A 14,408-nucleotide genomic window follows, 5' to 3' on the forward strand; every position below is an offset into this window, starting at 1 on the left:
GTCTCATATGGAACCCAGCCTAGCCCGCTATATCTGGACGCACACCAAGAAGCAGCAGCTCTGGATATTGATGATCGTCCTACTTTCGATGATCCCGTATTTCATGTCCTTCGACCTGCCGAAGCTGATCGTCAACGGCCCGATCCAAGGGAAGGGTTTCGAGCAACCGGGCGCGACCCAGCCATTCATGAGGCTACACTATAACGTGCCGTTCATTGGAGAGGTCCAGTTCTTCTCCGGCTTTCAGCTCGACCGCAAGGAGACGCTGTTTGCCCTGAGCCTTGTGTTCCTCTTGCTGGTCGTCATCAACGGCCTGTTCAAACTCTACATCAACACCTACAAGGGCCGCCTCGGCGAACGTATGCTGCGGCGTATTCGCTTCGATCTGGTGGATCGTGTGCTGCGTTTTCCGCCGGTCTACTTCAAGCGGGTGAAATCCGCCGAAGTGGCGACCATGGTGAAGGACGAGGTGGAGCCGCTGGGCGGCTTCATCGGCGATGCCTTCCTGCAGCCGGTACTGCTCGGCGGCCAGGCGCTGACGTCCATGCTGTTCATCATGATCCAGAACGTCTGGCTCGGAATGATAGCGGTCGTGATCGTGGTGATCCAGATCGTGCTCATCCCGCGAATGCGGCGGCGGCTGATCGTGCTCGGGCGCCAACGGCAGTTGACGGCGCGCGCGCTTTCGGGCCGGGTTGGCGAAATCGTCGACGGCATCGGCGCGGTTCACGTCCACGACACATCAAACTACGAGCGCGCCGACATAGCTGCACGGCTCGGGCTCATCTTCAAGATCCGCTTCGATCTTTACCAATGGAAATTCATGGTGAAGTTCCTCAACAATTTTCTCGCGCAGCTCACGCCCTTTCTGTTCTACATGATCGGCGGGTATCTGGTCATCCAGGGGCGGCTGGACGTCGGCCAGCTCGTGGCCGTGATCGGCGCCTACAAGGACCTGCCCGGACCGATGAAGGAACTGATCGACTGGGATCAGGATCGGCAGGATGTCCAGGTTAAATATCAACAGGTGGTTGAACAGTTCACCGTCGAGAGTCTCATCGCGCCGAAAATCGGGGCATTGACGATCGACGATCCCGAACCGATGACCAACCCCCTGTCGGCGATCGGTCTGTCCATAGCAGACGATGGCGGTGCGATGCTCCTCAACCGTGTCTCCCTCCAGGTCAAGCCGGGTGAGACGGTGGCGCTGGTCAGTACCGCAACAGGTGGAGCGGAGGCGCTTGCAGAAGCTTTCGCGCGGCTGAACTGGCCGGACAGCGGAAGAGTCGCTTCGGGCGCTGACGACCTGCTTGAACTCCCCGAAGCAGTGACCGGCCGGCGCATGTCCTATGCCTCGTCGGATGTTTTCCTGTTCCAGGCAAGCCTTCGCGACAACCTGCTCTACGGGTTGAAGCATGCGCCGCTGACGTCGGCGTCTTATGACGGTGCCGCGGCGGACCAGCATCGCTGGAACATCCACGAGGCGCGCCGGTCGGGCAATCCGGATTTTGATATCCACGGCGACTGGATCAACTATGCTTCTGCTGGCGCTACTGGCCCGCACGACCTCTTTGAAGCCGTGCGCCGGGTGCTCGACGCGGTTGTTCTGTCGCGCGATATTCTGGATCTTGGTTTGCGCTCTTCGGCCGACCTCGCGCGTCACACGGAGCTTGCCAGGCGGATCGTCGAATTGCGTGCGGCGCTGCGAACCCGGCTGGACCACGAAGGGCTGAGCGGACTGGTGGTTCCTTTCGAACCAGGCGCCTACAACAAGGAAGCAACGATCGGCCAAAACCTGCTCTTCGGCGCTGCCGCCGGCCCCGAACTGGCCGACAGGGCTCTTGCCGCAAATCCCTATTTTGCTTCTGTGCTGAGACAAGCCGGCCTCGACCGAACACTCTACGAAATGGGCATGGAAATCGCCCAACAGGCGATTGAGCTATTTGCCGACCTGCCACCCGATCACCAGTTCTTCCAGCAGCTCGCCTTCATGAGCGCCGACGAGATACCCGCCTACGAAACCTTGCTGCAACGGCTCAAGAATCGTCCCTACGAGGCGGTTTCGGAGAACGACCGTGCCATGATCGTCACCTTGAGTTTTGCCTACATCGAGCCTCGGCACCGCTTCGGCCTGCTGAGCGATGAGCTGATGAGCAAGATCGTCGCTGCCCGCAACCGGTTCTATGAAAACCTGCCGCCCGAACTGCAAACTGCGGTCGAACGGTATGACCCTGCCAGATACATTGCCGCGGCCACCGTCATGGATAATGTCCTGTTCGGGCGTGTGGGCAACAATCATCCCGACGCACCCGAACGCATACGCTCCATCCTCTATGACATTCTTGACGAGCTGGGGCTTTATGCCGAACTTCTGGATGTTGGCCTGGACTTCAACGTCGGCTCCGGCGGCAGGCGGCTGACCGGTGGACAGCGACAGAAGCTCGATGTTGCCCGAGCCTTGCTCAAGCGTCCCGATTTTCTCATTCTCAACCGGCCACTATCGGCGCTCGACCAACGCATGCAGGATAGGGTGCTGCGAAACGTGCTCGAGGAAGCCAGACGCGACGGCCATTCGCCGGCAATTGTGTGGGTCGTTACGAATCCGTCAATGGCGATGATGTTCGATCGCGTTATCGTCTTCGACTCGGGTCAATTGGTGGAAGACGGAACACACGAGACACTTTTGGCAGAGAACGGTATCTTCAAGGAATTGGTGTCGTAGAGCGATGTCTCGAAGACGGAATTAATTCCATCTGGGCGCCCGTTGCTCTAGTCTGGCAAGCGCGAATTTTGAGGTTTGCGACAATGCTGCTCAAGGATGAAGTTGGAATGCTGCAACGCGTTCCCTTGTTTTCTGGCATCGAGTTGACAAAGCTCAAATTGCTTGCGTTCACATCCGATCGCGTGAGCTACAGCGCCGGCCAGATCCTTTTCCGGCAGGGCGACGAGGGAGATGCCGCCTATGTCATCCTTTCCGGCAGGGCAGATATTCTGGTCGATTCCGACAGCGGACCGATAAAAGTTGCCGAAATGGTGCCAAATTCGATTGTTGGCGAGATCGCCATACTGTGCAACAGCTCCCGCACTGCCACCGTCAGAGCGGCAAGTCAGCTGGAAGCCTTAAGAATCAGCAAGGAACATTTCCTGAGGCTTATGAAGGAGTCGCCGGAAATGACCATTGAGATATTGCGGGTTCTTGCCGATCGCCTGAGCCATACCACCGCGGATCTGATCGACGCACGAAGCGCCAAATAGCGAATGACGTGCGGTCGATCCTCCCCGTCGTGATAGCTGGCCTCTTGAGGTCACTGGAGGAAACCAGTCTCGCCTCTTGTTTGGACGCAAATTCGGACGGAAAACTGGTTCACACTGTTCCTGGAATTGCTCTAGCAGCAGTTGTTTGGCTACGATGAGCGACGGGAACCGCGAAGGGACTACCATGGACGACGACGTTTTCCTGGTCAGGTTTTGGGGTGTGCGCGGCAGCATTCCGGTATCGGGGCCAGAATTCTCTCGCTATGGCGGCAACACAAGCTGCATTGAGTTGCGATGCGGTAAGCATACGCTTCTGTTCGACGCGGGCTCTGGCGTGCGGCCTGCCGGCGGGGCGCTTCGGACGTCGGGCGTGACCGATTTCGACCTGCTTTTCACCCATTGCCACTACGATCACATCATCGGGCTGCCGTTCTTCGCACCGATCTACGACCGGGGTGTCAAGGTTACGCTTTGGTCCGGGCATCTTGCAGGACGCATGACGACCCGGCAGATGGTCGATGAGTTCATGCGGCCGCCGTGGTTTCCGGTGAAACTGGATGTCTGCAAGGCAAGCCTCGACTGCCGCGATTTCGTGCCCGGAGACGTGCTTCGGCCGCGCGAAGGGGTGGTGGTCCGAACCGGCAGCCTTGTTCACCCAGGCGGCTGCATCGGCTACCGGGTTGAATGGGGCGGCCGCGTCGTGGCAGTGATCACAGACACTGAGCACGAGCCGGACAAACTCGATCGCACGGTGCTCGGCCTCATCGAAGACGCCGACCTCGTCATCTACGACTGCACCTACACCGAGGAGGAAATGGAACGACGCCGCGGTAACGGGCACTCTACATGGCAACAGGGCGTCAAACTCTGTGAGGCGGCCGGTGCGCGAGGGCTTGCGCTGTTTCACCACGATGCGACACGCACCGACGAGGAACTGGATGAGATCGAGAAACTGGCCAATGACAGGTTTGCCGGCGCTTTTGCCGCGCGGGATGGCCAGACGCTCGAATTTCCAGTCTCATTGCACAAAAAGCGCTGAGCTATTTTCCCTTGCCGGCGCTGCGCCCGATCAATGTCCTGATTGGAAGCCATGCGCAGGGGTCAGTCTGTGCAGTGACTGTGAACAGCCGTTCGAGGAAAAGCCAGGCCGATTCATCATGTACGAGATGGTGGGTGAGCAGGCCAACCGGTTCGTCGTCGAATGCATGTTGCAAGTGCGCGATGACAGCCTGGACCAATAAGCCATGATCGCGGCAGCCGCGCGTGCCATGCCAATCCATGATGTCGACATTGCTGTTGATGACCGCAAGTGAAGCCGGCTTCGGCGGCCCATAGACCGACAATGCCGCAAACCCTATCGATCCAAGGTCGGATACCAGGCCGGCGTCGATCCTGTTCCAGGGGGGCACCAGCATCGGAACAGTGCGCGCGCCGTGCAGGCCGGTTACGTGCGACAGCCCGCCAGCCAGTTCATCGAGCACCGTCTCGCGTGGCCGATGGGCGCCGAGTTCCTGCTTTTTCTGACCCTCGGGCGCATGATTTCGGTGCAGCCAGCCATGGATGGCGACCGTGGTTTGCGGCGCCTCGTCAAGCCGGGCGACAAGCTTCTCGTCGGTGAGGGCCGGAATGACGGCCAGAGTGACCGGAACCGCGAACTCGCCGGTGAGGTCGAGCAGCCGATCAAGCGAAGGTGTCGGATCCACGGCATCATCGTCACGCAGCCAGAACTCTGCCTTACGACCCGCCCGTTGCCGGCCCGCCAGTTCTTCCACCAAGGGCTGCCAGATCCGATCCGATGTCATGAAACGGAGACCTTCGGAAGAAGTTCGGCCAGACGCGCCGCTGCAACGCCGAGGGAACGTTCTTCGAGGATGAAACGTCGGGCTTCTGCGGCCATGATGGTTCTTTCGTCGTTACGGGCCAGAAGCCTTTCAATGGCAGAAGCGAACGCCGCCACATCGCTCGGCGGGGTGAGAAACCCGGTCTGGCCATCTCGCACGACTTCCGGCACGCCGGCGATGTCCTGAGCCACCACCGGCAGGCCGGCCGCCTGTGCTTCAAGATAGGCAACGCCATAGGCCTCGCCGAAACCCGGCCAGACGTAAATTCCTCCACCATAGAGGACATCCGGCACGGCGGCTGGCTCAATAGCGCCAAGCCATTCGATACGGTCGGCGGGCAAGCCGGCGAATTGCGCTTTGACCTCGTCACGGGCGGGCCCGTCGCCGACGACCGACATGGTCCAGGGCAGGTGGCCGATCACGCCGAGCGCTTGCGCCAGCATGCGATAGCTTTCGACTTTGTCGCCCGGGCGCATCATGGCAACGGTGACGAGGCGCGTCGGACAACCTCGTCCCGGCATTTCCCGGAATACCGATGTGTCGATAAAGGGCGACAGCATATCAAGAGCGACGTCGGGTATCGCATCAGCCAGTCCCTGACGATCCCTTTGCGTGAAGCAGATGTTCAGCGCCGCCTGTTCGACGGCTCCCACCACCAACGCTTGCGTATCGGCCCACAAACCGGCATTGCGCCGCATCGAATAGGAAGCTTCCGCTGTCACATATGGGATAGCAAAGGTCGACGCCAGCTCGGGCCCGATCAGGTCGGGCGCTTTATAATAGGGATGATAGCAGAACCATAGATCGGGCTTGCCGTCACGATCCCAAAGCCTGGTCAGCCGCGCGGCTTCCCCTCGGGCCTCTATCTTGAGCGCATCGAAACTTTTCGGCTCCGGTTCGCGTAGATAGAAGCGTAATTCGGATGCCAGTTCGACGCTGTGCCCTCCATGCTCCAGCGCCTTGATCAGCATGCGTGCCATCTGGCGGTCGCCGGAGGCAACGGGATGATTGGGCGACTTCAGCGGCGCGTAGAAGGCAATTCGCATCGCGCGACCCTATCATCGGAAAGCATGCGCAAGTCAATTTCGAACCATGATCGACTTCACCTTCAAGCAGTGGAATGTGCTATCTGATGCTCATGGAAACAGCTGCCGCGTCCGACCCGTTTGTCGCTTCTCTGCCGGTCTTCGCAAAGTTCGAAAGCGTTGCCGATATCGACAACTATCGGCCTCTCCCCGATGGCTGGGCGCTGGCCACCGCCGACATTGTCGGCTCGACCAAGGCGATCGAGGCTGGACGCTACAAAACTGTCAATATGGCTGGCGCCAGCGTCATTTCGGCGCTGCTCAATGCGCTGGGTCGGCAAGATCTGCCCTTTGTCTTCGGCGGCGACGGCGCACTCGTCGCGTTTCCCGGCTCGGCGCTGGAGATCACCCGCAACGCGCTGGCGGCTGTCCAGAGATGGGTGGCGGACGAACTGGACCTGACCTTGCGAGCCGCAATCGTGCCGATAAAGGATATTCGAGCCCAAGGCCTCGACGTTCGCGTGGCGAGATTCCAGGCCTCCGAAGCGGTCTTCTACGCCATGTTCGCCGGCGGTGGCGGCAGTTGGGCGGAAGCCGAGATGAAAGCGGGGCGCTACCGCATCGATCCTGCGCCGGCCGGCGCGCGGCCGGACCTGACCGGCCTCTCCTGCCGCTGGAACCCGATCGAAACCCGGCATGGCGAAATCGTCTCGATCATAGCCATACCGGGGGCGTCGCGCGACTTGCGCGGTTTTCAGTATCTGGCATCCGACATCATCGCCCTTGCCCGCAGGCAGGAACGCGATGGCCACCCAGTGCCGGTGAACGGGCCGGACTACAGTTTGCTGCCCGCCGGCCTGGATATCGAGGCGCGGGCCACGGCGCCGGCGGGACGGCGGTGGTTGTCGAAGGTGTGGATAGTGTTCCTGATGACGCTTACGGCCGTCACCGATAGATATGGCTGGACGATCGGCAGTTTCGATCCGAGAATCTACAAACGCGACGTGGCCAGCAATTCGGATTTCCGGAAATTCGATGACGGCTTGAAGATGACCATCGACGTTGACGCTGATGTGTTGCAACGGATCGAGAACCGGCTGAAACAGGCGGAAGAGGCGGGCATCTGCAACTATGGCCTACACCGCCAGAAATCGGCCTTGATGACATGCCTCGTCGCCTCGCCTCTGCAGCGCGATCACGTTCATTTCATAGATGGTGCCGCCGGCGGCTATGCGATGGCTGCCGCAAGCTTGAAGGCAAAGTTGCCGGTCTGATGACGGCTTGCGGGAATCCTTTTTCCGCAATATGCCTCGGCCATGGTTCCTGGGACCATGGTAAGCCGCGCCATGGGAACGGCCAGCCTATCCGAATTAACGGGGAAGCAGATTTTTGGACGCTTCACGATCGGCATATGACCGTCTGCTGAACCGTATCTCGACGCACGCCGCGCAAGTCGGCGTGATCGGATTGGGCTATGTCGGGTTGCCGCTGGCAATTGCGGTCGCACGCGCCGGCTTCCCGGTTTTCGGCTTCGACATCGAAGCCCAGAAAGTCGAGAGCCTGAACAGCGGCCAATCCTACATCGAGGCGGTGACGTCGACAGCCCTTGCAGACCACGTGGCGAGTGGACGGTTCCGCGCCACCGCGGATTTTGCCGAACTGTCCGTCTGCGATATCATCATCATTTGCGTTCCGACACCGCTGACGAAAAACCGTGAGCCGGACCTCTCCTTTGTCAGGAACACGACTGGCACCATCGCAAAGCATCTGCGTCTCGGCCACCTCATCGTGCTGGAATCTACTACCTATCCCGGCACCACCGACGACGTGATCAAGCCCATGCTGGAAGAAACCGGCTTGCAGTCGAGGATAGACTTCTTCCTCGGCTTCTCGCCCGAACGCGAGGATCCCGGCAACCGCAGCTTTGAAGTCGCGACGATCCCGAAGGTCGTGGCAGGTGACGGCGTTGAAGCGGCGACGCTCGTGCAGGCTTTCTACCAAGGCGTGGTCAAAACCGTCGTTCCGGTTTCCACCACGGCGACCGCCGAGGCAGTCAAGCTGACGGAAAACATCTTCCGTTCGGTCAACATAGCCCTCGTCAACGAATTGAAGGTCGTGCTCGGCGCGATGGGCATCGACATCTGGGAGGTGATCGAGGCGGCCAAGAGCAAGCCCTTCGGCTACATGCCTTTCTATCCTGGCCCCGGATTGGGCGGGCACTGCGTTCCGATCGATCCCTTCTACCTGACGTGGAAGGCGCGCGAATACGAACTGCCGACCCGCTTCATCGAGCTGGCGGCAGAGATCAACACTGCTATGCCGCGTCATGTGGTCGATGAACTGGCGAAAGCGCTGGACCGGCGCTGCGGCAAGGCGCTCAGCCGCTCGCGCATTCTCATCATCGGGCTCGCCTATAAGAAGAATGTGCCCGACATACGCGAAAGCCCCTCATTGCGGCTCATTGAACTCATCGAGGAATGGGGCGGCAAGGCGGAATTCCACGATCCGCATGTTCCCGAGATCCCGACCACAAGGGAGCATATGGCGATCAAGGGGCGCCGCTCGGTCGAATTGACCGAGGCGGCCTTGAAGGATTTCGATGCTGTCGTCGTTGCAACCGACCATGACGCGATCGACTATCAGACAATCGCTGATCACGCCCTTCTGATCGTCGACACACGCAATGTTTTTGGCCGTCTCGGGCTCGTCCGAGAGACGGTGGTGAAGGCCTGACTGCGCCCCAGCCGGCGAATTTTCTGGGCGATGTCAGGATCGTGATTGCACTCCGCCCGCAGCTTCGCCACATAACGCCACAAGACATGAATGCAGTTAAGCCTGTTCCTTGGTTGCAAGGACGGTCATTCGGGAAATTCTTTCGCCGTTCTGCCGCCGAAGCCGGCCTCGTTGACTTTGGGGTATCTTTGGGTCGCTGGCGGACTGTGTTATGGCGGATCGAAGGATAATGGCTCCGTCTTCGACGGGTTTCGAGGTGGTATGAGTACGGCGCAAGCAGAAATTTCCACAATTCTCATGGATAAGGTTGCCGATTGGCTGACTCAGTCGGCGCTGGCGGGCAACGAGCTGGAAACATTGGTAAAGGGGTTTTGCGAACGGCTGGCTGCTGCCGGCCTGCCGCTGAAGCGGGTGCATTTGAGCTTTTCGATGCTTCATCCGCTCTATGACGCGCTTGGCTTCACCTGGGTTCGCGGCCAAGGCATGGAAGTGGAAGGCTTCCGCAAAAAGGACGGTGTCCATTCTGACAGATTCCTGACCAGCCCATACTACCATCTGCTCAGCAACAAGCTCGACCATCTGCGGCGTCGGCTCGACCCGTCGGTCCCGTCGGAATTTCCTGTTTTCGATGAACTCAGGCTTATGGGCGTGACCGATTACATTGCTTTCGTCCATCCTTTTAACGGCAATACCAGTCAGGGCATGATCGGGTCCTGGTCTACCGACAGTGCTTCAGGTTTCACCGACAGCATGATTTCGGCGCTGCTGCGTATCCAAAACCATCTCGCCATCGCAACCAAAATGGCGGTGCTCACCAAGCTGGCCGACAACATGATGACCACTTATCTAGGCGGCGACGCCGGCAGACGCGTGCTGGACGGCCAGATCAAGCGCGGCGAGGGCGACACAATCCGAGCCGCGCTGGTCATGGCCGATATGCGCGGGTCGACAAGGCTTGCCGAAACTTCCGGCCGCGAAATCTACATCGATACTCTGAACCAGTTTTTCGATGCCATTGCTGCACCTTTCAATCGCAAAGGCGGGCAGATCATGAGTTTCATAGGGGATGGCTTCATTGCCGTCTACCCTTGCGAAAGGCATCGCTCGCAGTCCGAGATCGCCTGCCAGTCTGCTCTGGCGGCAGCGCACAAAGCCACTGCGCGCATGATCGATCTCAATCTGCGAAGGAAGGAACAGGGGTTGGCCGACATAAAATTTGGCATCGGCCTGCATGTCGGCAACGTGATGTTCGGCAATGTCGGACTTACCGACCGGCTCACATTCTCTGTCTTCGGCTCGGCAGTAAACGAGGTCCAGCGCCTCCAGACCCTGACCAAGAAATATCCGCACTGCGTTCTCGCCAGCAAAGACTTCGCCGGCTATTGCGGCGCCAACAGCTGGCTAACGCTCGGCAACGAGGAACTGGCGGGGGTCAAGCAGAAGCTGACGGTGCTTTCACCCGATCTGTCGGGCGCTCTCGCACTCGATGAAGACCGTGCGCTGGAGCCGACTTACGACCGGAGATCGGAGGCCGAGCAGGTCATGCTGCTTCATCGCGATGCCGCTCGGCTGTCGGCGGGCGACCCGAGGAAGCTCCAGTAGCTCGCCCCAATCTGATCCGAACACCTTTGGTAACCAGTCCGGTCGCCGGATTCGCCACTGGCGACCGTTTCGAATCCAAGTTGCTCTAGGCTGGTAATGCGCTAGTCTCGCTTTCTGGGCCTGCCGCTCGGCAGGCCGCCAGGGTGGGGCTGGTGTGAGAATGAATTCGGGTGTTGATCTACTGCGGGTCGAAGATGTTGGCATCTCTTTTGCCATTGTCGGGGGACCGTTGCATGCCGTCAGGCGTGCAAATCTTCGCGTCCTGCCCGGCAAGGTTACCGCGCTTGTGGGCGAGTCCGGTTCCGGAAAATCGGTTCTTAGCCAGGCAGTGATGGGCATTTTGCCGAACACAGCCCATGTTCGTGGCCGTATCCTTTTTTCCGATCCTGAAAAGCCTGGCACGACGCAGGATATCCTGCAGATGCCGCGTGATGGACCCGAAATCCGGGCGTTGAGAGGCAGCCGCATCGGCAAGATTTTTCAGGAGCCGATGATATCGCTGTCGCCGCTGCACACGATCGGCAACCAGGTCAGCGAATCCCTGCAGATTCATACGCCCCTGCCTCGGGCAGAGCGCAAGGCGCGGACCGAGGAAATGCTCAGCCTTGTCGGCTTTCCCAATCCCAAGCGCGCCTATGACATGTATCCGTTTGAACTTTCGGGAGGACTGCGTCAGCGCGCCATGATCGCCATGGCGCTTATCTGCCGGCCCGCCCTGTTGATCGCCGACGAGCCGACGACGGCGTTGGACGTCACCATCCAGGCGCAAATCCTGCAATTGCTGCGCGGGCTTCAGAGCAAGCTGAACATGGCGATGCTGCTGATCACGCACGACCTCGGCGTGGTCGCCAATGTCGCCGACGAGGTTGTGGTTATCTACCATGGCGAGATCATGGAAGCGGGACCTGTCGAGGCGATATTCCGCCGGCCAGGTCACCCTTACCTGAGGGGCCTGATGGCAGCCGTTCCGCATTTCGATCTAAAGCCTGGTGAAAGGCTAAAGGCGCTCCGCGAGGTGCCTGTGAATGTCGGGAACCTGCTCGGCAAACAGACGGCGCCGGCATCGAAGGGGCCGGACGACATCCTGCTATCGGTCAGGGATCTGGAAAAGACCTTCACCATCCGCAAGTCCGGATGGTTCGGCGGGGATCATCAAACCTCTGTTCGCGCCGTAGACGGCGTGAGCTTCGATATCAGGCGGGGTGAGTGCCTGGGTCTGGTCGGCGAAAGCGGCTCCGGCAAAACCACCGTCAGCAAGATCCTCATGCGGGCTGTCACCCCTAGCGGCGGCTCTGTGATCTTCAACGGCCGCGATGGACCGATCGACGTCTTGGAAGGCAAGGGAGACGCCCTGCGCCTGCTGCGCGCGAAAATCCAGATGGTCTTCCAGGATCCGGTTTCGTCGCTTTCACCTCGCATGACGGTGGAGAACATCTTGAGCGAGCCGTTGGAAATCCATCAACGGGGCAATGCCGCATCCCGACTAGCCACGGTCAAGAGCCTTATGCAGGCAATCGGGCTCGATCCGCGCTTCATCAAGCGTTATCCGCACAGTTTCTCCGGCGGGCAGCGTCAGCGTATCGGCATCGCGCGCGCGTTGGCGCTGGGGCCTGAACTCCTGATCTGCGACGAGCCGGTTTCGGCGCTCGATGTCTCTGTCCAGGCGCAGATCCTGAACCTCTTGAAGGACCTGCAGAAGGAACTGGGCCTGACCTATCTATTCATATCCCACAACCTGGCGGTGGTGGACTACATGGCAGACCGCATCGCCGTGATGTGCGGCGGGCGTATCGTCGAGCTTGCCCCGCGCGAAATTCTGCTTAGAAAACCGGTCCACCCCTACACGCGCTCACTGGTCGCCGCAGTACCTTTTCCCGATCTCGACAGGCCGATGGATTTCAAGACGTTGAAGCTCAGCGGCGCTTCCGACACCAGCGCATGGGGACCGCAATTCCGCGACGAGGGCGACGAGGATATGCTGTCGCCGCTCGATCTTGGCGGCGGCCACCTCGTGCTGGCCCGACGTTCGGCCGATGTCAGCGAGCTACGCCCTTGATCAGCCGGCGCACCGTCCTTGGACTCATGACTTCGGCATTTCTGCCGGGCACGTTGCACGCGGGCGATCTGGAGCCGGAATTTTTTCTGCCGCAGCTGAAGGCCAGGGCGCTACCGGGACTCACTGAGCGCCTGCCCAAGAGCCCGCGCGTGTTGAATCTCGCTGCGATGGGCCGGCAGCCCGGCCAATATGGCGGCACGCTGCGCACGATCATCGGCAGCCAGAAAGATATCCGGATGATGACCATCTATGGGTATGCTCGCCTGGTCGGCTATAACGAAAAGCTTAACATGCAACCCGACATTCTCGAAAGTTTCGACGTAGCGCATGATCGCGTCTTCACTTTCAAGATGCGGGAAGGACATAAATGGTCTGACGGCAGCTTGTTGACGCCGGAGGACTTTCGCTATTGCTGGGAAGATGTCTGGCTGAACGATGAGCTTTCGCAAGGCGGCCTTGCCCCGGGCCTGCTGGCGGATGGCAAGCCGCCACATTTCGAGATCGTCGACCCGTTGACGGTTCGCTACAGTTGGGAGGCGCCAAATCCCGACTTCCTGCCCAAGCTCGCTGCTGCCTCGCCGCTATCGCTTGTCCTGCCGGCCGCCTATCTCAAGCAGTTCCACAAGAAATACCAGGATCCATTCCGGCTCGCCGGCCTCATGACGGAGAACCGGGTCCAGAAATGGACGCTCCTGCATATCCGCATGTCGCGGCAGTATCGCCCGGAGAACCCGGATCTGCCGACGCTCGATCCCTGGCAGAACCGGACCAAGCCGCCGGCTGAGCAGTTCATCTTCGAGCGAAACCCGTTCTTTCATCGGACAGACGAGAATGGCCGGCAACTGCCCTATGTTGACCGGATTGTCATGAACGTCAGCTCGTCGGCGATCATTTCCGCCAAGACCGGTGCGGGTGAGAGCGACCTGCAAGCCATGGGAATTGACTTCGCCGATTACTCCTTCCTGAAGGATACGGAGAAGCGCTACCCGGTGAAGATGCATCTCTGGAAACGCACACAGGGTTCGCGGCTGGCGCTGCTGCCCAATCTGAATTGTGCCGATCAGGTGTGGCGTGGCCTTTTTCGTGACGTGCGCGTGCGCCGCGCACTGTCGCTCGCTGTGGACAGGCGCGAGATCAATCTGGCCGTGTTCTACGGATTGGCGCAGGAAAGTGCAGACACGGTCCTGCCGGAGAGCCCGCTCTACCGGCCGGAATTCGCGAAGGCCTGGGTCGCCCATGATCCCGACCAGGCCAACGCCCTGCTCGACGAGGTCGGGCTTCAGGCGCGCGACGATGATGGCCTGCGGATACTTCCCGATGGACGCCCGGCGCAGATCATAGTGGAAACGGCCGGCGAAAGCACGTTGGAAACCGACGCGCTCGAACTCATCACCGATCACTGGCGCCAGATAGGCATCGCCCTGTTCGTACGGACTTCTCAGCGCGACATCTTCCGCAGCCGCGCGCTTGGCGGCCAGATCATGATGTCGATGTGGTCGGGCATCGACAATGGCGTGCCGACCCCCGACATGAACCCGTACCAGTTGGCCCCCACCATCGACGACCAGCTGCAATGGCCGCTCTGGGGTGCTTACTATCTGTCCCATGGCAAGATGGGTGAGGCGCCCGATCTTCCTGAAGTGGTCGAGTTGGTGGCTTTACTCAAGCGCTGGAACGCATCGACTGATGCCGCGGAGCGCGCCGAAATCTGGAATTCAATGCTGTCGATCTACACCGATCAGGTGTTTTCGATCGGCACGGTGAACGGAACACATCAGCCGGTTCTGGCGTCCTCACGACTGCGCAATCTGCCTGACAAGGCGCTCTACGGCTATGACCCGACTGCCTATTTCGGTGTCTACATGCCGGATACATTCTGGCTTGGAGAGTCCTGAG

At 59.9% G+C, this 14,408-nt stretch carries 10 protein-coding genes; 8 read left to right on the forward strand and 2 right to left on the reverse strand.

Annotated elements, in window-relative coordinates:
* Positions 1-7: 7 nt before the first annotated feature.
* The 3 genes from NKH57_RS03070 to NKH57_RS03080 all read left to right on the forward strand — a co-directional run bounded on the left by NKH57_RS03070 (position 8) and on the right by NKH57_RS03080 (position 4,294).
* The gene (locus NKH57_RS03070) at positions 8-2,722 is read left to right on the forward strand and encodes an ABC transporter transmembrane domain-containing protein (RefSeq protein WP_352941594.1); all 2,715 of its coding nucleotides are present in this window, start codon (positions 8-10) and stop codon (positions 2,720-2,722) included.
* 83 nt (positions 2,723-2,805) lie between these two features.
* Entirely contained in the window at positions 2,806-3,255 is a 450-nt protein-coding gene (locus NKH57_RS03075) for a cyclic nucleotide-binding domain-containing protein (RefSeq protein WP_352605636.1), read from the forward strand.
* Positions 3,256-3,439: 184 nt separating this feature from the next.
* Positions 3,440-4,294 (forward strand): MBL fold metallo-hydrolase, encoded by an 855-nt coding sequence (locus tag NKH57_RS03080; RefSeq protein WP_352941696.1) that lies wholly within the window; start codon positions 3,440-3,442, stop codon positions 4,292-4,294.
* Between the two features lies 1 nt (position 4,295).
* Here NKH57_RS03080 and NKH57_RS03085 read toward each other — a convergent pair whose 3' ends face one another.
* A complete protein-coding gene (locus NKH57_RS03085) occupies positions 4,296-5,057 on the reverse strand; it encodes a polysaccharide deacetylase family protein (RefSeq protein ID WP_352941597.1) in 762 nt (253 codons plus the stop codon).
* Positions 5,054-6,142, reverse strand: a complete 1,089-nt coding sequence (locus NKH57_RS03090; RefSeq protein WP_352941600.1) for a glycosyltransferase family 4 protein — start codon at positions 6,140-6,142, stop codon at positions 5,054-5,056. The genes NKH57_RS03085 and NKH57_RS03090 overlap by 4 nt, the downstream gene beginning before the upstream one ends.
* A 92-nt stretch (positions 6,143-6,234) precedes the next feature.
* Here NKH57_RS03090 and NKH57_RS03095 point away from each other — a divergent pair, with 92 nt between their 5' ends.
* The 5 genes from NKH57_RS03095 to NKH57_RS03115 all read left to right on the forward strand — a co-directional run bounded on the left by NKH57_RS03095 (position 6,235) and on the right by NKH57_RS03115 (position 14,407).
* Positions 6,235-7,395 (forward strand): DUF3095 domain-containing protein, encoded by a 1,161-nt coding sequence (locus tag NKH57_RS03095; protein WP_352605716.1) that lies wholly within the window; start codon positions 6,235-6,237, stop codon positions 7,393-7,395.
* Positions 7,396-7,510: 115 nt separating this feature from the next.
* Positions 7,511-8,854, forward strand: coding sequence for a nucleotide sugar dehydrogenase (locus tag NKH57_RS03100; RefSeq protein ID WP_352605640.1), 1,344 nt, complete (start codon positions 7,511-7,513; stop codon positions 8,852-8,854).
* Between the two features lie 261 nt (positions 8,855-9,115).
* The gene (locus NKH57_RS03105) at positions 9,116-10,456 is read left to right on the forward strand and encodes an adenylate/guanylate cyclase domain-containing protein (protein WP_031261062.1); all 1,341 of its coding nucleotides are present in this window, start codon (positions 9,116-9,118) and stop codon (positions 10,454-10,456) included.
* Positions 10,457-10,616: 160 nt separating this feature from the next.
* Complete coding sequence (locus NKH57_RS03110) at positions 10,617-12,512, forward strand: ABC transporter ATP-binding protein (RefSeq protein WP_352941604.1); 1,896 nt, start codon at positions 10,617-10,619, stop codon at positions 12,510-12,512.
* Entirely contained in the window at positions 12,509-14,407 is a 1,899-nt protein-coding gene (locus tag NKH57_RS03115; RefSeq protein WP_352941607.1) for an ABC transporter substrate-binding protein, read from the forward strand. Before NKH57_RS03110 ends, NKH57_RS03115 begins: the two co-directional genes overlap by 4 nt.
* The last annotated feature ends 1 nt before the right edge of the window (position 14,408 follow it).

This window comes from Mesorhizobium sp. M1050 (genome assembly GCF_040318715.1).
Classification (GTDB): domain Bacteria; phylum Pseudomonadota; class Alphaproteobacteria; order Rhizobiales; family Rhizobiaceae; genus Mesorhizobium.

Excerpts from the sequence above, each read along its gene's own strand:
- NKH57_RS03070 (WP_352941594.1), top strand. The coding sequence starts at position 8 with ATGGAACCCAGCCTAGCCCGCTATATCTGGACGCACACCAAGAAGCAG.
- NKH57_RS03075 (WP_352605636.1), top strand. The coding sequence starts at position 2,806 with ATGCTGCTCAAGGATGAAGTTGGAATGCTGCAACGCGTTCCCTTGTTT.
- NKH57_RS03080 (WP_352941696.1), top strand. The coding sequence starts at position 3,440 with ATGGACGACGACGTTTTCCTGGTCAGGTTTTGGGGTGTGCGCGGCAGC.
- NKH57_RS03085 (WP_352941597.1), bottom strand. The coding sequence starts at position 5,057 with ATGACATCGGATCGGATCTGGCAGCCCTTGGTGGAAGAACTGGCGGGC.
- NKH57_RS03090 (WP_352941600.1), bottom strand. The coding sequence starts at position 6,142 with ATGCGAATTGCCTTCTACGCGCCGCTGAAGTCGCCCAATCATCCCGTT.
- NKH57_RS03095 (WP_352605716.1), top strand. The coding sequence starts at position 6,235 with ATGGAAACAGCTGCCGCGTCCGACCCGTTTGTCGCTTCTCTGCCGGTC.
- NKH57_RS03105 (WP_031261062.1), top strand. The coding sequence starts at position 9,116 with ATGAGTACGGCGCAAGCAGAAATTTCCACAATTCTCATGGATAAGGTT.
- NKH57_RS03110 (WP_352941604.1), top strand. The coding sequence starts at position 10,617 with ATGAATTCGGGTGTTGATCTACTGCGGGTCGAAGATGTTGGCATCTCT.